This window comes from Pseudomonas sp. 43NM1 (assembly GCF_002836905.1).
In the GTDB taxonomy this organism is placed as follows: domain Bacteria; phylum Pseudomonadota; class Gammaproteobacteria; order Pseudomonadales; family Pseudomonadaceae; genus Aquipseudomonas; species Aquipseudomonas prosekii.
The window spans coordinates 1-19894 of record NZ_MKGS01000213.1; the positions used below are offsets into that span (position 1 = coordinate 1).

10 protein-coding genes are annotated in these 19894 nt (G+C 59.4%); 9 read left to right on the forward strand and 1 reads right to left on the reverse strand.

The window, feature by feature from the left end:
• Both BI292_RS28400 and BI292_RS28405 read left to right on the forward strand, forming a co-directional pair.
• A partial coding sequence (locus BI292_RS28400; RefSeq protein ID WP_101209997.1) for an iron-sulfur-binding ferredoxin reductase occupies window positions 1–620 on the forward strand: 620 nt, incomplete at its 5' end.
• Between the two features lie 31 nt (window positions 621–651).
• Window positions 652–1401: an enoyl-CoA hydratase-related protein gene (locus BI292_RS28405; protein WP_101209998.1), complete on the forward strand. Its 750-nt coding sequence runs from the start codon at window positions 652–654 to the stop codon at window positions 1399–1401.
• A gap of 208 nt (window positions 1402–1609) precedes the next feature.
• On the opposite strand, the gene pyk is transcribed toward BI292_RS28405, so the two are convergent.
• Window positions 1610–3061, reverse strand: a complete 1452-nt coding sequence (gene pyk / locus BI292_RS28410) for a pyruvate kinase (protein ID WP_092278746.1) — start codon at window positions 3059–3061, stop codon at window positions 1610–1612.
• Between the two features lie 191 nt (window positions 3062–3252).
• Here pyk and BI292_RS28415 point away from each other — a divergent pair, with 191 nt between their 5' ends.
• From BI292_RS28415 to BI292_RS28445, 7 genes are all read left to right on the forward strand, one after another.
• A complete protein-coding gene (locus tag BI292_RS28415) occupies window positions 3253–3639 on the forward strand; it encodes a tol-pal system YbgF family protein (protein ID WP_092278748.1) in 387 nt (128 codons plus the stop codon).
• A gap of 236 nt (window positions 3640–3875) precedes the next feature.
• Window positions 3876–4235 carry a PilZ domain-containing protein gene (locus tag BI292_RS28420; protein ID WP_101209999.1) on the forward strand — a complete coding sequence of 120 codons (360 nt, stop codon included), beginning with the start codon at window positions 3876–3878 and terminating at the stop codon, window positions 4233–4235.
• A gap of 541 nt (window positions 4236–4776) precedes the next feature.
• Window positions 4777–5274, forward strand: a complete 498-nt coding sequence (locus BI292_RS28425; RefSeq protein WP_101210000.1) for a hypothetical protein — start codon at window positions 4777–4779, stop codon at window positions 5272–5274.
• Between the two features lie 70 nt (window positions 5275–5344).
• On the forward strand, window positions 5345–8368 hold the full coding sequence (locus BI292_RS28430) for a hypothetical protein (protein WP_157831323.1): 3024 nt from the start codon (window positions 5345–5347) through the stop codon (window positions 8366–8368).
• A 146-nt stretch (window positions 8369–8514) separates the two neighbouring features.
• Window positions 8515–12159 carry a Tc toxin subunit A gene (locus BI292_RS28435; RefSeq protein WP_101210002.1) on the forward strand — a complete coding sequence of 1215 codons (3645 nt, stop codon included), beginning with the start codon at window positions 8515–8517 and terminating at the stop codon, window positions 12157–12159.
• A complete protein-coding gene (locus BI292_RS28440) occupies window positions 12159–16238 on the forward strand; it encodes a neuraminidase-like domain-containing protein (RefSeq protein WP_101210003.1) in 4080 nt (1359 codons plus the stop codon). The genes BI292_RS28435 and BI292_RS28440 overlap by 1 nt, the downstream gene beginning before the upstream one ends.
• On the forward strand, window positions 16231–19894 hold a 3664-nt coding region (locus BI292_RS28445; protein WP_101210004.1), incomplete at its 3' end, for a hypothetical protein. The genes BI292_RS28440 and BI292_RS28445, both read left to right, overlap by 8 nt.

A 19894-nucleotide genomic window follows, 5' to 3' on the forward strand; every position in this document is an offset into this window, starting at 1 on the left:
TCTTGCGCCTGCGCCTGATCACCCAACGACCGCTGCGCTACGGCGCCGGCCAGCATCTGGTGTTGTGGGCCGGCAACGTCGCGCGTCCGTATTCGCTGGCGAGCCTGCCGGAAGAGGACCGTTTTCTCGAATTTCACCTCGATTGCCGCCAGCCCGGCGAATTCAGCACCGCCGCGCGCCAGTTGCAGATCGGCGACAGCCTGCGCCTCGGTGAACTGCGCGGCGGCGCCCTGCATTACGACGCCGACTGGCACACCCGGCCACTGTGGCTGCTGGCCGCCGGCACCGGTTTGGCGCCGCTGTTCGGCGTCTTGCGTGAGGCGTTGCGCCAGGATCACCAAGGCGCCATCCGCGTCATTCACCTGGCGCATGACGCGCACGAGCATTACCTGGCCAAACCCCTGCAAGCTATGGCCGAGGGCCGCGACAACCTCACGGTGGAGCTCTGGACCCCGGCCGAGTTGCCGCAGGCGTTGGCGCAACTGCGGCTTGTTTCGCGGCAAACCCTGGCCTTACTCTGCGGAGCCCCCGACAGCGTCGACGCCTTCGCCCGGCGCCTGTACCTGGCGGGACTGCCGCGCAATCAACTGCTGGCCGACGTGTTTGTTCCCCGTGGTTGAGCGCTGATCGTTTAACCACGCGAGACTTGCCATGCCAGATGCCATCCACGTTGAACGCGAGCGGGGTCTGCTGACCCTGCGCCTCAATCGTCCGGACAAGAAAAACGCCCTGACCCGCGCCATGTACGCGCAACTGGCCGAAGCGCTGAGCGAGGCTGACCAGAGTCCTGAGATCAACGCGGTGCTGATCACCGGATCCGCCGAGTGCTTCACCGCCGGCAACGACATTGCCGACTTCATTCAACAACCGCCGAGCAACCTCGACAGCCCGGTGTTTCATTTCATGCTCAGCCTGCTCGACTGCCGCAAACCGGTGATCGCCGCCGTGGCCGGTGCGGCGGTGGGTATCGGCACGACGTTGTTGTTGCATTGCGATCTGGTCTACGTCAGCCGCGATGCGCGCTTGCGTATGCCGTTCGTGAACCTGGGGTTGTGCCCGGAGTTCGGCTCCAGCCTGATTCTGCCGCGCTTGCTCGGGCATGCGAAAGCGGCGGAGTTGTTGCTGTTGGGCGAAGGCTTCAGCGGTGAACAAGCGGCGGCGTGGGGAATTGCCACCGAGGCGTTGGGCAGTGGCGAAGCGGCGTTGGCCAAGGCGCGGGAGGTGGCATTGCGTTTTGAAGCGTTGCCGGCCGAGGCGGTGCGCATCAGCAAGCAATTGATGAAAGCCCCGGATCGCGAACTGCTGCGCAAGGTGATCGAGGAGGAGGGCGCGTTGTTTACCGAACGGCTGCGTTCGCCCGAAGCGGTGGCGGCGTTGTCGGGGTTTATCAACCGGCGTTAGATCTGTGTTGGCTGGGCGGGCGCCATCGCGAGCAAGCTCGCTCCCACAGTTGATTGGGCTGTTCCCACATTTTGGGTTTCCTGCAAAACCCCTGTGGGAGCGAGCTTGCTCGCGATAGCGGCAGCCCGGACAACACATCCCCAGCACTAGAAATCAAAAAGCCCCGCCATTCACATGGCGGGGCTTTTGTCTTTCAGCAACCGGTCAATCAGACCATTGGGTCGCCAACGTGCAGGATTTTCATGCCGTTGGTGCCGCCGATGGTGTGGTAGCTGTCGCCTTTGGTCAGGATCACCCAGTCGCCTTTTTCCACAACGCCACGCTTGAGCAGCTCGTCGATTGCAGCCTGGCTGACTTGCTCAGGCGGCAGCGATGCCGGGTCGAACGGTACGGTGTAGACGCCACGGAACATGGCGGCGCGCGCCTGGGTTTCGCGGTGCGGGGAGAACGCGTAGATCGGCACCGAGGAACGGATGCGCGACATGATCAACGGCGTGTAGCCACTTTCGGTCAGGGCGATGATCGCTTTCACACCCGGGAAGTGGTTGGCGGTGTACATCGCCGCGAGGGCGATGGACTGGTCGCAGCTTTCGAAGACCTTGCCGATACGGTGGCTGGAGGTCTTGCTGGTCGGGTGCTTTTCAGCGCCGACGCAGATGCGCGCCATGGCCTGCACGGCTTCCAGCGGATACAGACCGGCAGCACTTTCCGCCGAGAGCATCACGGCGTCGGTGTAGTCGAGCACGGCGTTGGCCACGTCGGACACTTCGGCGCGAGTCGGCATCGGGTTCTGGATCATCGACTCCATCATCTGCGTGGCGACGATCACCGCTTTGTTGTGGCGACGTGCGTGCAGGATGATTTTCTTCTGGATGCCCACCAGCTCGGCATCGCCGATTTCCACACCGAGGTCACCACGGGCAACCATCACCGCGTCGGAGGCTTTGATCAGGGCATCGAGGGTGTCGTCGTCGGCCACGGCTTCGGCGCGTTCGATCTTCGCTACCAGCCAGGCAGTACCGCCGGCCTCGTCGCGCAGTTGACGGGCGTATTCCATGTCGGCAGCGTCACGCGGGAAGGACACGGCGAGGTAGTCGACTTCCATTTCGGCGGCGAGCTTGATGTCGGCCTTGTCTTTTTCAGTCAGGGCTGGCGCCGTCAGGCCACCGCCGCGACGGTTGATGCCTTTGTGGTCGGACAGCGGACCGCCGATCAGCACGGTGCAATTGAGCTCGGTGGCGGTGGCGGTATCAACGCGCATGACCACGCGGCCGTCGTCGAGCAGCAGCTCGTCGCCCACGCCGCAATCCTTGACCAGGTCCGGGTAGTCGATGCCGACCACTTGCTGGTTGCCTTCGGTCAGCGGGTGCGCGGTGGAGAAGGTGAACTGGTCACCGATCTTCAGCTCGATCTTCTTGCCGGCGAATTTGGCGATACGGATTTTCGGGCCTTGCAGGTCGCCGAGCAGGGCGACGAAGCGACCGTGCTTGGCAGCGAGGTCACGCACCAGCTTCGCGCGAGCCTTGTGCTCGTCGGGGGTGCCGTGGGAGAAGTTCAGGCGGGCGACGTCCAGGCCAGCCAGAATCAGCTGTTCGAGAACTTCCGGCGAGTTACTGGCGGGGCCAAGGGTAGCGACGATTTTGGTGCGACGGACGGACATGCATAGACTCCTGAGTTCAAGCGCTGAGTGAGGCTACTATGCTCGGTGGCTGTAGTCATTGTTCATCTGCACTACTTTTTTTTCAGATCTTTGTTTTTCGCAGATCTTTGTTTTTCGCTTTTTTCTTAAAAGAACATTCCTGAAGAATTTGCGTAACAGGTCGATACAGAGCTCAAGACAGGAGAACCCTCATGCGATTTGCGCTCATTGCCGTCCTTGCCCTCGCTACCCTCAGCGTTACGGGCTGCACCCGTTGGTCGATGAACCATCATTTGAATAATGCCTACAGCGCCTATGACCGCGGCAATTGCGAGCAGGTGATGCTCGAACTGTCCAAAGTCGATCGCGCCAGCCGTGCGCGGCCGTATGTGCGACCGGAAGTGTCGATGATGCGCGGCCAATGCCTGGAACGGCAGAAGCTGTTCATCGACGCGGCGCAGACTTACCAGTACATCATCGCCGCCTACCCGCAGAGCGAATACGCCTACCGGGCCCGCGCTCGTCTGGAAACCCTGGCTTCGCTGGGTCATTACCCGACACGCAGCGCCGCGGCCGTGGTGCGTCCGACCCGCTTCTGATGATAGAAATCATCCAAAGCCTGGCCGAGTGCAGAGGGTGAGCTATAGTCGAATAAATCGGATTAGAGCCTTGTCTCTAACCCGATGTGACACCTGCGACTGGCAGAAGTAATTGGCAGCGGTCTGCATAGGCCGTTGCACCGGAAGCAAGGAGAGCGCGCCGCTGTTGCTCCATGAAGGCTCGTTCCGAAGCATTAGTGCGGCTCTGCTTAAGAGCCTTGCGTAGCGAATTCAGCATGTTTACCGAGCGCCGTATCGAGCGGCATCAACTGCCGTATTTTCTCAGAGTGTTCAACAGCGTCACCGACAAGCCCATCGGGTTTCTGGGCAATGTCTCCGCAGACGGGCTGATGTTGATCAGTCAACTGCCGATGATGATTGGCGCTGACTTCGACTTGCGTCTGAAGATTCCCGCCAGCGACGGTTGCATGCAGGTCATCGACTTGCGCGCGAGTTGCCTCTGGTGCCACGAAGACGCCACACCCCACCACTATGACGCCGGGTTCAGCCTGCAACAGGCCCCGCCGGAATACGCACAACTGGTGAGCGCGTTGCAGCAGTACTTCAGTTTCCAGCCAATGCCGGCGTCTGCCTGAATCCGGCGGTGTCTTCAATGTTGCTTTCGCCAGCAGGCGCACTCCCACGGTGGAATGCGTTCCCTGTAGGAGTGAGCCTGCTCGCGAAGGCGCCTGCCTGAATTCCAGATCTGTCACACAGGTCAGTCGGCCGGAAGGCCCTGAAAATCGGCGCATCCGAAGCTGCGCAGCGCTCAACTACCTGACGTTCAGGATGGGGGATAGGGACATCCCGACCGTCGGGTGAGCCAGTGCGATTTTCATCAGCCTTCCGGGCGACTACACCTGGCCGCTGCCAATTGGCAGCGACGCCGACCAACTTACGGGCCAGCCATAAAGCGCACAAGCCAGCCGATTCCGGCGACTGTGTAGGCAAAGGCGCAAGGCTTTGTAGGCATTGAAACTTCGGAAAATTGTGTAAGACCATTCGTCAGAACTGTCAGTTTTTACAGGTAGAAAAGAATAGGGAATTCTTTTTAACTGACCTGAACAACCACACTGCCAGACATGAATGTCACTGTGCGGATGTAGGCCATCCATTAACCATACAAGGTGCCAAATAATGACCTGCAATGACGATAAAAACTCATCTGATGTTGATGCGGCGGTCGAGAATGTTACTTCAGCTAATGACATCATTTTTCAAAGTTACCAACAGGCTAAAGCCTCAGGCGCTGTGCAAATTGAGGACATAGTTGTGCGTTACGATAATTACAAGGCCGAGTTGACGGTATCGTATTGGTGGGGCAATGACGGAGCACTATTATACGGGTACAGCATGCAGTACAGGGTCACATCGAATGGCCGGACTTCCGGTGATCTTACCTTCGGCGTAAGCGGAGATAGCGGACAGGTTTGGAAAAGACTGCTCACCCAAAACGCCATACAGGATGGGGAATGGCATGATATTGCTAACGGTGGTTGGGTAGGCAGTCCGCTTAAAACCGGAAGTCTTTATTTCAAGTATATATTCGACAGGGGTAATACTTGGGACCCCGCAGCAGAAGCCTGGTTGAAGGTAGATTATAAAAATACGCTGGCTGAAAAAGCGATTCCATAATTCCTCTGGTTTAAACCCATCATCTTTTCAAATGGAAAGGTTGCAGGCCCACCCACCAGGGAAGTTTAAAATGTCTGTCGAAGAAGAACCTACCGTTGCCGCACCGACTATTACAACTCCGGCCAATAACGCTAACGTCAGGAATGGCGAAATCGATGTGTCGGGGACTACCTCTTCGCAAGGTCTTATTATTGCGCGTCTATATACCCAGTCTGGTTCAGCTGCTATTGCGCAAGGGCAGGGCGTGCAGACGGGCAGCCTGTGGACCGCGCGCCTGCCAGGTGCTTTTGCGCCTGGTCAATACAGAATCGAGGTCGCCCAAGGAGAGACGCGCAGGATCCACGTCACGCTGAGGGTCACTCCCGTGGTGATCACCAGGCCGTCGTCCGGCGACGCCATAACAAGTCCGTTTACCATTAGCGGGACGGGGGGCGAATATTTGGTGGGTGCAGTCTCTGTGCATAACGCCATTAGCAACGCGCAAATAGGAACAGGGGTAATCCGGGCCAACGGAGATTGGACGGCAGCCGTAGAATTGCCCAGTGATGCACAGTCGTTAACGCTGTATGCCAAACAAAAGATTGGTCCTCATTTTTCTCCCAACTCAAACTCGATCACGGTATCCCACTTACCGCAAGTGCCTCAGATCAGTAGCCCCGCCGCCGATTCCTTGCAAGCCCCAACCTTTGAAGTTCAGGGGACATTGGGCGTTGTGGGGGCGGTGGTGATTGTTGAGGATTCAGCTGGTAAGGAAGTCGGCAGATCCACTGCGCTGACGACCGCCGGGAGTTGGACCTGCTCCGTCACCGTGCCTTCCGGGCGAGCAGTGCTGCGCGCGAAGCAGATACGTGGCGGTCACACGTCGTTGCCAAGTTCATCTCGCGCCTTCCGGATCAGGCCACCTGAGCCGGTTATTCTCGGCCCGGCTGCCAATTCGAATCAGCCCACTACATTCAACTTGACCGGCAACATGGGCATGATCGGCGCAACCCTGGTTGTCATGAATGACGGTGGCTCAACCGAAGTGGGGCGCACGGCGGCGCTCACCGGGGCGAACTGGCAGTGCTCAGTCACGGTTGCAGTCGGTTTGGTAACGCTGGTGGCCAAGCAATTGCTCGGAGAAGAATCCCTGGGCAGTGTCGGGCGTCCGTACAAAGTCGCGCCACCGGCATTGACCAAGGTCGACATGCTTTATCCCGCACCCAATTCAGTGAAATTTTCCGGGGTCGGGCATAACGGTGCGCTGGTTGAAATCCGCATCGTCAGTGGCCCGAGCGGGGCAATAGTTCCTCCGGCCAAGGAAGTAAAAGGCGGTGTCTGGGAAATGACGGCGACGGGCTGGCCACTCGGCACCTACCAGCTCACTGCTTTTCAAAAAATCAGCATTCCCGGTAACGCATGGATCGAATCCCCGCACTTCGCTTTCACCAGTACGATCGCCGTGCCGGACCCGACCGACATCAAATATACGGTTGCCGATTACACCCCGACTTTTTCCGGACGAGGCGTGACTGGCGCCACCATCCTGATCAAAAAGCAGGGTGGGGCTGAAGCGGCGCCTGACGCCACTGTTCGTGACAGTCAATGGACAAGCAAATCGGCACAGGTCTGGGGGCCGATGCTTAGTCAAAATGTCGACCTGAAACAGCAAATCAATGGGCAGTCGTCGGCCAACTGGATTCGACTCATCGTCACTATCGCGCCGCTGGCGCCGGTGATCACTGCAGTCACCCCAAACGGACTTTCGCCTGACATCACCGGCACCTGCTGGCCGGGCGCCGTGGTTGATCTGGTTTACAGCGACAGCCCTGTGGTGCACAAACCCGTTCAAACCAATGGCAACTGGGCGTTCCGGCGCACCGAGCCGTTTGCATACGGCGTGCGCCATACGGTAACGGTGACGCAATTGGCGGGCGGCCAGCAGTCGCCTTCCGCGTCGTCGACCTTCGACGTACAACCGCAAGTGCCGACCCCGCTGATTACTGAGCCGTTATCCGAGTCGCAGGTGGGCCGCGACCTGAAAGTCAAAGGGACGCAGGGGATGGCGGGGGCCACCATGCAATTGCGCGATGCCGCGCGAGACGTGCCGTTGGGCGCGCCGCTGACTCTGCTCAGCGCTGGCGACTGGGAGATCGAGCTCAAGGGCCTGGAATTTCGCGCTTACACCATCGATGCGCAACAGACGTTCCAGACTTACCCATCCCTGCGTAGCGAATATCGGGGTTTTACCGTGGCGCTGATGCCGCCGCTCTTCACGGTACCGACACCTGAGGCAGATCTGCCCCGAACCGCCACGCTGTCCGGCACGGGAATCGCCAATGGGCGGATATTCGTCTGGCTGGACGGTGAGCGCGACTTTTTGCTGGAGGACGTCGTGATCGGCTTTGATGGCCGATGGCAAGGGCAGATAACGTTGCCAGTCGGGGTTACCACCCTGCGCGCGCGGCAAACATTCGTTGACGCCAACGGCAAACTGCAGACATCCAGCGACAGCCCCGCGCTGGTCTTCAACATCGTGCCGGCCGCGCCGTTTATCGAAACACCCGTCAAGAACGAGCACGTTGGCTACAACACGGTGGTTTCCGGTTTCGGTTATCCGGGCGATCGGGTCACGGTTTCACTGACCGATGCGACACGCACGGTACTCGGCACCGCGACGGTGCTGGAGGATCGAAGCTGGTCGGTCAAGTCAACGTTTGACCAGCCTGGTGATCGCTATGACCTGGTCGCCGTGGCCTCAAGTGGCGGGTTCGATTCGGCGCGTTCTGCCGCAGTGTCGGTGAATCTGGGGCGTTACTTGCCGAGCATCGCCACACCGACGGCGGGGCAGTGGGTGAGCGAGCCGCTGACATTTGCCGGCCTGGGCCGCGCCGGCACCGGCCAATTGGTGAGTTGGTACAACCCCGAACACGTGTGGGCGGCCAATCTGCCGGTCACTGGGACGGGCTGGCGAGTCGTGCCAACGCAACCGCTGCCCGCCGGTGCCAACTGGTGTCGGTTCAAACAGACGATCAGCGACGGATCGGACCGTTCGACGGCGTCCGATTGGGTGGAGAGCGAGCGGTTCGAGCTCATCAAGCCTGCCTCGCAATGATCTGAATTTACCGATGCGCAGCCGCGGTTACTGTCATTTATGACAGTAGACGTCGGTTAGCGCATGCGCGCAGATTCTAACCCCACACGCTAAATCCGAGCCGTTTGTGCCTCTTCGGCGCCGCCATTCAATCAGGGAGTTCGACCATGGCTGATTCCGCGATCCGCCCCGCCCAACAGCTGCTTCAGCAGGTGTTCAGCGAGACGCAACGCAAGACCTACGGCACGTTGCAGCGTTATATCGACGAGGGTGGTTCGATTTTTCCATTGGTCGAGATGGGCGTGTCGGGGCTGGTCGGCAAATACCAGATGAGCGCCGAAGATGCACAACGATGGCTGCGTGGGGCCAACAGCCTGGCCATTTACGTGCGCCGCCAGTTTATCGAGCACTCGCTGCATGGCAGTGACCTGAGCGTCAGACCGGCGAGCGGCCTGCTATCGATGGTCGAGGGCCCCAGCTACGAAAGCTTGTTCAAGCCCCTGTTCGACAGGCTTTGTCCGCCGGATGCGCTGGAGTCTGTGACCTCGCCCGTCGCTTACCTGATCGAGTTGTTCCGCTTGATCGGGGATATCGAGAACAAGGGTGTGGGCAATGTGGAACTGCATACCCGTCGCGCCGACTTGAAGGATTTGTCCGTCGATTTCAACGCCGTGCACCAGCCTGTGTCCTCCGTGGACATTATCGTTTCGGTACTAGAGACGTTTATCCAGGAACACGGCGATGCAAACGATGACGGCGACCTCGAAACGCAATTGATCAATGCTCGTTATCCGAACGGCCTGCCTTATTACCAGCACTGGGCAACGCTGGACACGGTTACCCGTTTTCATGATTTGTCGGTGGGCAACTTTGTTCACCGCGTGGACAGCGCCTATCCGTATTTTCTGCAACCAAAGGCGCGCGGCGAAAATGCCGGGCGAGGCATGGCGCATGCCTCGCGGCTGGGGCCCTACCAGCGAGCACTGCTGACGGAGCTATTCATTGTCGAAGCCAGCGCGCCTGCGTTTTATCTGGACAACTTCGGTGCCTCGCCAGCGGAGTCGCTCATTCTCAGCCGGGTAGCGTTGCTGGGTGAGCGAACCAAGCTGGACGCGCGTCAAATTGAAGCCTTGCTGTCAGTCCGGGATTTTGCCCCGACTCGCTCGGCTAACGTGCCGTATCCGCCAGCGGCGCAGGAGGACGATAAAGTTTCCGGTTCGGTCTACATCAACGCTCAGTCCACTGTGCCGATCACCATCAATTTCAGCGGGGTGGCCGATGCGTTTCATGAATTGAGCGCGCCGACTTCTATCGTCAATCCCTATGACCGGATCAACCGCAAGGTGCGGCTGGATCAATGGCTCGAGCTTCCCACCGAACAAACTGACGCCCTGCTGGCCGCTGCGATCCGGGCTGAAAACCGTACCACACCTGCACACAGTTGGAGGATCACGGAACCGGTGGTGCATGCGTTCGGGATCTTTCAGACCTTTCGGGACCGGTATGGGTGCAACGCGGCGGACTTCGCGGCGTTCATCGATCAACTGGGCATTTACGGTCGCGGCGAAACGCTGTCGCAGTTCGACCAGGTGTTCAACAGCCAAGGTGGCTACGGCGAATCGCTGAAGTTGGACAACGGCACGTTTGCGATCAGCCCCGTTCCCGGCAGCCCCGATCTGACTGCCAGGCAGCTGTGCCACGGGTTGCAAATAGATCCGCAGACTTACGAGTACCTGGCAAGAGCGGTGGGCGGGGCTCGCAGCGTAACGACAAATCTGACGCGTGACGCGCAAACCGTTTCCAGTTTTTACCGACTGGTGAAATTGCCCCGGCTGCTGGGCATCACGCCGATCGAAGGTGTGCTGATGTTGTTGTCGCTAGGGGGGAATACCTGGCTCAACGGCTTGGCCGGCGAAACGCGGATCAATTCAGCCACCGACAGTGAAAGCCCCCCGGATGTGCTGGATCTGATGTACGCCATGCATTCTTGTGTCGCCTGGTGCCGAGAGCGCGAGTTGCCGGTGCAGTGGGTGCTGCAACAGGTGGCGCTGACTGAAGCTGTGGTCGTCCACACGGCCAAAGAACAGCAGTTGTCGGAGCAAATTCACAATCTGCTGCCCACCGCTCAGTTGACCAATGCCGCGTTTGTCATGGCCGGCGAGTCAAATTTCATGAGGCCCGACTGGCTGAATCTGCTGGCCAATCTGGTTGATCCCGAAGGCCTGGTGCTGCCGTTCCAAGGCACTGAGTCCGAGTATCTGGTAACGGCTCGGACACACTTGGACAATGCAGTGCGCGACGGTCTGAAAGAGAGTGATGAAGCCGTGCGCGCACCTATTGTCGAGAGCATGCTCGCGGTGCTTTTGCAGTTCCGCGACGCTCAGGTATCGGTCGCCAAAGAGTGCCTTGCGGTGTATTCGCAACTCGATGCCGAACGAGCACTGCAAGTCCTGTTCTGGGTTAAAGGCACGGTGTACCAACTGTTGCGCCAAGTACTGGAACGTCGCGAGCAGAATCTCGGAGACCCCGCGACCAAGCCACAGCAATCCGACCCATTGCTCAAATTGTTGGCTGAGGTGCAGCGACGCAGTGCGCTGGTGGCGAAACTGGACCTGAGTGCTTCAGTGCTTGAGGACTATTTGTACTATGGCCACCTGGGCTGGTTGGGCCAGGCAGACAAACACGTCCTCACGCTGAAAACCCTTTACGGTCTGACGGTACTGACCAAAGCGTTCGAGTCCAGCGAGCAACCGCAAAGCAAACTGCTCGATTACCTGCGTCAGGTTAACGCGCTGCCCCCGGGGCTGGCAGGCAATGCCCTGGATCTGGCGCAGCGAGCTGCAGCGGTGCGGCTTGCGGCGTTTTTTGACTGGAGCGTCCAGGAGGTCCGCGAATGTACGAGTCGCATCGACCCGTCGCAGAAACTGCTGAAGAACCTGACCCAACTCGACCTGTTGATGCGCATTCGCACCTTGGCTCGGCAAACCGGCATGGACGCTTTGACGATTTTCCTGCTGGGCGACCTGCCAGACGGAATCGACACCGCGCGTTACTCCGCCGCCGCCGAGCGCGCGCTGCTCAGCCTTTCTGCCAAAACCGCAGCGGTCGTGTCCTTTGCTGATGAAACGCCGGAGCAGATCGTGGTGGTGACCTGTCTTGCGGACAAGACAAAAGTGGTGGCCAATAAAAACGGCAAATCCACTGACGTGATTGTGTTTACCGTGACCCTGAAAAAACCTGACGGCTCAGCGTGGAGCGGGATCAAGGTTTATTGGGAATCGACCCTGGGCACTGTCGAAACGGGCGAGACCGACATCAAAGGAGTCTTGCTCGCGACCTATCGCCCAGGCCCTGTCATGGGCTCCGAAACACCGCTGTTCAGGCTCGATCTGTTTGAGTTCGAGCATGCCAGCAGCATCGATCTGATCGCGGATTACTCGAGCCTGAGTTTCCCGCCGGCGCTCAGATCGCGCGTGCCATCCGGCACGGTGCCCGCCGGACAGGAGGTCGAGTTGTACGCCACGTTGATCGACCAGTTCGGCAACCTGGGCAAGAACAGTCTGGTGGACTGGCTCACGGAGCCGAACACGTCGACCCTCGCCGGGCCTGTCATTCGTCCGGCACAAGGCCTGACCGACCAACATGGCGTGACCCGAGTATTTATTTCCAGCGCCACCGCCGGGAAATTTACCTTCTCGGTCCTCAGCCATGCCGGTGAAAAAAACGCCGATTTCCCGGACGTCACTTTTGCCGGTAATCCGACCGACGTCAGACCAGCCGGTCGCACGTTATCCGTGCAGGAGCAACGATAATGACGCAGAACAACCTTGGTGGATTGCTCGAAAAACGTCGCTCGGCATTGGTCGAGTACTGCATCGGAAAGTTCGGCACGGCAGACGCCGATTACGCTTTCCTGAAAACGCCGGGCGACCTGTTCGAACTCTTGCGCATGGACCCGCTCGACAATTACCCGGTGCAGAGTTCGTGGGTTGCCGAAGCGACCAGTTGTGCCCAGCAGTTCATTCATGCCGCGTACCGCAAACTGGAGCCGGGCTACGACAAGCACTCGTTCGACAAGAACGAACTGAAACACTGGGAGGTGATCGGCAATTACGCCGATTGGGCGGCCGTGACACAGATCACCTACTACCCGGAAAATTACATCAACCCGTTTGTGCGCCAACGCAAGACCAGCCTGTTCAAGGAACTGGAAAACAACCTGAACCAGAGCCGCCTCAACAGTGATTCGGTGCAGATTGCCCTGCAAAACTATCTGCAGGCCTTTGAGCAGACGTGCGACCTGGATGTCATCAGTAGTTTCTTTGACGGTGACTCGGCGACGCGCGCCGATTATTACTTTGTCGGTCGGCAGCGCATGCCGCCTTACCAGGTGTTCTGGCGCAAGGCGCAAATCGAACTCTCTGCAAGCTGTACAGCCATCAACCCGGCGTCGTGGGGGGAGTGGCGGCCGATCGATGTCGCGACCGGCGCTGAGGTACTGGATATGCGCCCGGTGTTCTGGAATGGTCGTTTGTGCCTGGTGTGGGCAGAGTGGCAAGCCAAGGTGCAGGGCACGGATGCAGACAAGTTCATCAAAGCCAGGCTGACGATCAATCTGGCGTTCATGACCCAGAACGGCCAATGGTCGGCTCCGCTCTGCGTGCACAACAGCGAGCGTGAAGAAACTGCACTGAAAGACGTGCGATTGATCGCGACGGTCTTGATCGACGGTCAACATCCCAAAGGCAGGCTTGGAATGCTGCTGACGCAATCAGGTGCTGAGGCGATAACAATTTACGAGCAGCGGGATGTGCTGATGCGTCTCGTGCAAGCCGATACCACGTGGCTGAAGCACCTCGCCGACTGTCGCTTTAAAAATGCACTGGTCGTGCAACATCCGCTGATTGTCGCGAGCAAACCAGTGGTTACGGCCGTCACTCCACCGGAGATTGCCGGCTCATTGACCGGTTTTTATGACCTGGAAGTGATCCTGCTCGCCGATGACAAAGATCGTTTACTGGTGCGGGGTATTTGCAAGCCCAGTGGTCTCGCGGCGGGGACCGCTGATTTCACGTTGGCCTTCCTTGCACAAACGGCACCGGATCCAGAACCGATAACTAAACCACTTTCGCCGGCAGGCGGGTGGGTGACTCCGTGGATGCTCCTCGAACGGAACCCGGGCACAATCACTCAGCCCTTCAAATTCACCTTGGGTGCGGACGCAACCTACGGTCGGGTGGAATTCAGCGTAGCAATCCATATGCTGCGGCGTTTCGCAGCGCCAGCGCTGGAAAAGAACACCGCCGACGCGGCGCAGTTCATCGCCTTCAACCAGTACGGCATGCTGGCGCACACGCGCTTGAATTCTCTGTTCGGGCCCGAGCTGGTCCAGCGTGCGCATGTCTCAGTCGATGCCGTGCTGGACTGGGACACTCAGTTTCTGAGCGAGCCGCCCCCTGCGGGAAAATCCTTTGAGGAGCCCAACGGTCCCTTCAACGGCGCCAATGGCCTGTATTTCTGGGAGCTGTTTTTCCATCTGCCGCATCTGGTGGCGACGCGCCTGTGTGCGGAGGATCGCTACCCGGAAGCGCAAAACTGGCTGCACTACGTGTTTGATCCACGCGCGCCGGCGGTGCCCTCGACCCCGGCGAAACCTTGCGACCGACCTCGGTATTGGCGCTGCCGGCCGCTGACCAGCAATGGCAACGTCGGTTGCGAAACTCAGACGCCGCTGGACCCGGACGCCATTGGTTATGCGGCCCCGAAACACTTGCAGATTCTGATGTTCAACGAATACGTGAAAAACCTCCTCGCCTGGGGTGACTGGTACTACCGTCAGCTCACCCGTGACAGCCTCATGGCCGCCAAGTTGTGTTATGTCCAGGCCGAGTTTCTGATGGGCAAACCGCCCGTCGCGCGCACGGTAACCCGTTGGGAAACCAAGACCGTCCGGGAACTCTTGAACACAAGTCGTACGCGCCCAGCGCTGGAGGAATTCGAAAAACAACTCGATTATTCATTGGCAGATTTTCCACCTGCCGCCGAAACCGCACCGTTCATGGGAATGCTCGCCAACCCGCCGTTCAAATTGCCGATCAACGAGCAACTGCTGCAATTGTTCGATTTGCCCGGCCAGCGCCTGCGCAACTTGCGCAACAACCTGACCCTGGACGGCAAACCGCTGAACATTGCGCTGTTCAGCCCGCCGACCGATCCCAACCAGTTGCTGCGCGATCTGGCTGCCGGCGGCATGGGAGGGGCACGGCCGATGGGCGGGCGAGCGGTGGTCGGTGCATTTCACTGGCGCGTGACGTTTGATGCCGCCATGCGCGCGGTGCAAACCCTGCAAGAGTACGGCAATCAGGTGCTGCACTTGCTTGAACAGCGCGATCGGGCCGAGCAGGAAGAAATCCAGCAAGACCACTTAGTGGAACTGGGCAATTACGCAAAAATCGTCCAGGAATACACGGTCGAGGAACTGGCAGCGAACCAGAAGGTGCTGGAGCAGAGTCTGGCTTCGGTGACGGCCCGGGGAGTCGCCTACAAGGCCTGGTACGACGAGCACATCAGTGCGGTGGAATACGAGGTGATGGACGACCTGCAATTGGCCAAGCAACTGGGCGTGAGTTCGGTCGCCATCAAGGGCGCCGGAGGCGTTTTGGCGTCGTTACCGAATATTTTCGGGTTTTCCAACGGTGGACACCGCTTGGAGGAACTGGCCAATGCCGTGGTTTACGGTCTGGATATCGGTTCGTTGGTGCTGCAAATGAACGCTGATAAAAAAGCTGTCGAGGAAGGCTATCGACTGCGACGCAGGGATTGGGAACTGCTGCGCGATCAGGCCGATGCGGAAAAACTGGTCATCGAAGAACAGCTCAAGGCGCACGCTTTTGCCCTGACGGCCGCCGAGGAAAATCAGCGCTACACCGAACGGGCCAACGTTCAGTCGCTGGCTATTTATAACTACCTGAAAAAACGCGCGACCAATGCCGAGTTGTACGGCTGGCTGCTTGGCCAGCTCAAGGCTTTGCACTATCAGGCGTATGACGCCGTGGTCAGCTTGTGCCTGAGTGCCCAGGCGTCGCTCAGCGCCGCCACCGGTGACTATGACGCACCGACGCCGTTGCCGCAGGTGTGGCTGGATAACCGCCACGGGCTGACCGCTGGCGATCATCTGCGCGAATACCTGTTGCGCATGGAACGCAAGCATCTGCAAAGCTTCGAGCGGCGTCTGGAACGGATCAAGACGGTCTCCCTGCGCCAATTGTTCGATGACCCCAACGCTCAACAAATCGGTTTCGCCAGTTGGAGCGAGGCACTGGCCAAGCTGGTGGACAGTGGCACGCTGGAGTTCAGGCTGACGCAAATGCTGTTTGACCGAGATCACCCGGGGGAGTACTGCCGGCTGATCAGCTCGGTCGAGGTCGACTTGCCAGTGTTGACCGGCCCTTACGAGGATGTGCGGGCCACCTTGCAACAGATCGGCAGCACCATTGCCACGCAGCCATCGGCGGAATCGGTCAGGTATTTGCACAGGGCTGGAACCGGTGTGGCGCCGGCCGATGTGCAGTTCAACTTGCGCAGCGGACAGGAGATCGGTGTTTCCACGGGCTTCGCCGACAACGGCATGGTGTCGATGAAAGCCGAGGACGGCTTGCTCGATCCGTTCGAGCACACCGGGGCAGTTTCGCGCTGGCAGTTGAACTTTCCCTGGCCGAAGAAACAGCCGCAAGCAGCGATGCTGGCATCGATGACCGACATCATTGTGCGCATCCGTTATTCGGCCAAGGTGGGCCAACCAGGTTTCAGGCTGGCAGTGGAAAGCCTGGTGAACGACTCGGAACAATCATCGATTAGCGCAGCGATCAAAGGAGCTGGCAACCATGCATAAGCCCGTCATACAGGCCAACGAAAGCGTGATACGCAATGGTGGTTTTACCGAAGGCTTCAGTCACTGGAAGCCGCAGGAGAACGATGGCTCGTTCGGTCTCGGCCAGGACTGGTACGAAGGGGAAAGAATCCGCTATCTCGAAATTTCCGATGGTGCCTCGATCAGTCAGGAAGTCACGGTGCCCAAGACCCTTGGCGCTGACGCCCGATACATCCTGCACTTTCTCTGCGAAACCAGGCATGCCGAGCCGGGCACATTGATTGTCAGTGTCGCCGGCAAACCGCAGGAGTGTGTAATCTCGCTGCCGCCCCACAGGCGGCGTGACCGCGATGCAGATACCGCATGTCTGGCCGCAGGGCGGCCCTTGGATTACCAGCCCATTGTGTATTCCCAAGAGATCGACTTGCCACTGACTGCTCAGGACAAACTGAAGCTCAGTGTATTCACCCCGCTCAATGACCCCGGCGACTACTCCGCTGTCTTTATCACCCGGATCAAGCTGGAACTGTGTCTGGCGCCGCTGGTGCTGCAAACATTGAAACTCGATGATCAGACATTACCGGCGACCCGACCGTTGTATTTATGCCTGGGTGCCACCGGCGCCCTGGCGCACAGGCTGAGCGTGGTGCCCGCACCGGGTAACGCCTGGCAAGGCACACAAGCTGCACTGACCATTGAAAACAATCCGCAAGGTGCGGTGGTCGCGGCGCCAGTGTGGGGTGTTGATCAACCACTGGAAGACTCGTGGGTAATCGACTGCCCTTGGGTTACTGAACAAGCGGCTCACTTGTTCACGCTGAACCTGGTCAATCAGTACACCGCCGACCCGTATCCGGTCACGGTCTCGTTGGGCCACCACCGACTTGCATTCAGCGAGGTAATGGAAGCGGCTTACTACCCCGTGCTGGAGCTTCAACAAAAAGTCCGTGTGGGCGTGCAAGTGGCGTCGTTCTACACCGGTCAGACATTCAGCGCGGTCACGGTGAATTGGACCGTTGCCGGGCTGCGCGTCAGGGCTGCTGCCGTCACCGATGACAGCGGCTGGGCCTACTTTGATTACGAGCCGACTGTGGCGGGTGAGTTCGACGTGGTAGCGACTGTCGAGAGCCCGTATTACCCCGAAGGCGTTGCCAGCCAAACCCTGAAGGTTCGGGTATTGGCGACGGATCCGTGGCAGGAAGTGTTGGCAGTGGTCGAGACGCAAGCGGCGCCGTGGGCAGAAAAAACCGGCTATCCAAACCGTGGTTCAAGTTATCCCGTGCACGTGAAGCTGCTGGCTACCAGTCCATTGCTCGGTACGCAATTGTGGCTGAGCTTGACGGGGCTTTCTCCCGAGCAATTGGGCATTACGGTCAGTCCGCCGCTGGAACAACCGGTGCCCGTCGCTGATCTCGAACCGCTCTGGACGCTGACCAGCGCAGACCGTCAGGACGCTCGTTTCGAGTTGTCACTCGGCTGTTCCAAGCTGTTGCTGCCCTCGCCGAAAAAGACCATGTCGCTGGCGCGCAACCTGGTGAAAATCGGCGAACAGCGGCTGGCCAACAAATTTCCGATAATCGATGAGCAGGAAAGTGTGGTGCTGCGTGTGCAGGTGGTGCCTGTGGTTAATGGCGATCCGGTGGTCGGCGCGCTGGTCGACTGGATCACCCCTGAAGGGACGCTGCCAACCGTGGCCACAGGCGCAGGCGGCTGGGCCAGTTTGCTCTATAGCCCTGCGACGGCGGGCGAGCAGTTCGTCACTGCTCGAGTCCGCGCGCATCAGGATGCGCAGGCTCACACATCCCGATTCGAGGTAAAAGCGCTGGCCAGCAGTCCGTGGAAAAGCCAGGTAAAAATTCTCCTGGATGAGGTCGAGGTTGATCGGCAAGTGCTCGGTCTGCTGTGCTGGCGTGGCGGTTCGCACACCTTGAAAATTGTGCCGCTGGCCGGCAGTGCGTTGCTCGATCAGCCCATCACGTTGAGATGGCGCCAGGGCGTCGCGCCCACCGGTCTGGTGGCGAGTGACATCGGCGTGGCGAAAAAACTGACCTCCGCCGGCCTTGAGTGGACGCTCGAATCGAAGGCGGATATTGGCGTCAGTACGCTGTTCGCAATGACCTTGAGCACGCCACAGCTGTCGGACGATCGCGAGCTGTTCGGTCGTTTGGTAGACCCGGATCTGGCGCGCGAAGTGAGCTTCAAACTGGACCAGAGCGCGGTAACGCTTGGCGAAAAATCGCTGTATCCGTGCCTCGGTGCGATGCACGGTTTTACCGTTGTACCCAATCCTCTGAGTCCGTTGGTCGGTCTTTCGATGAAGCTGCACTGGTCGGGAACGTCTGCCGGGCAATTAGGCGCGACCGTCACCCCCGCCCTCGATCACACGCCGATTATTGGCGACAGCGGCGAGCGTTGGGAGCTGAGCTTTATCGCCAGCCCGGCGCCGGGCGAGTTCGGCTTGGCGCTGGAGCTGCCTGAGCTGAAATTCGTGTCCCCGGCCAATCAGATGCTGTTGGGGCACAACAAGGTGCGGATCGAAGCCTGGCGTGAACCGGTGGTCGATCCGGTCGCGGGGCAGGACCAGGCGTTGATGGCAGTTCAGGTGTTCTCGCACTTCACCCAGCGTGCGGTCGAGCAGGTGGCGGTGCAGTGGCATGCCGCTGAACAAACTGTCGAGGTGAAGACCGATGCCGAAGGCTGGTCGGTTTTCGCTTGTGCGCCGGGCGTCGCCGAGCCGCTCCTGGTGGATGCACGCGTGCTGAGCCTGTATGACGAATTTGTTGAAAAATGTCCGATGACCGTGCAGGTGCTGGCAAGCGATCCCTGGGAGGATCTGCGCATTGAATTTGACGGCAAGTCGGCTCAGCCCTGGTCGCAAACAACCTGTTTCCCACGGCGCAAGGGCCAGCACCTGCTCAAGGTCAGCGCAGTCGCAAACAGCCCACTGCTCGGCCGTGAGTTGACGCTCGGTATGACCGGAACCGGGCCCTCCGAACTCGATATGAGTTTTGTGCCGCGCAATGCGCTGGGCACACCGCGCCAGCTTACCCGCGACGGTCTGGAGTACACGCTGACGGTCGGTGACCTCAAGGACGGTGCGTTTGCGCTGCGCATGGGCGCCAGTCGATTGGCGAAACTGTCGCCGGCCAACGCCATGTCGGTTGGCTCGGGCAGCCAGGTGCTCAAACTCATCCTCGGCACGCGAGCCGCTCAGACACTCGATTGGGGGGACGTACTGGAGGAACAGGTGCAGGTGGTTTCAGCTATCAGCGGCAAACCGATGGCGGGTATCGCGGTGCTTTGGCGCAGCCCTGAACTCGGCGATGTGAGCGCACTGACGGACTTTTACGGGGTTGCACGGGTGAGTTACACGCCGCAGGTTGCAGGGGCGACGTTGCTGACTGCGACGGTTGGGGAGGCGGCCTCTGCGCAATCGGTGTCGCTGCCATTTGTATTGAATGAGCCGCGTGCCGTTCAGTCGCTGCTTTATGACGGCGCTTCAGGTTATCCGGGAGATTCAGTGTCGGCGACTGCCACGGTTGTCTCTGCGCTGACGGGCGAACCACTTGCAGGCGTGGAAGTGATGTGGGAATACGCGGGTGAAATGCTTGCACCTACGCTGACCGGGGCTGGCGGTATCGCCACGTTGAGTTTCGAATTGGCACGGCCCGGTCGAG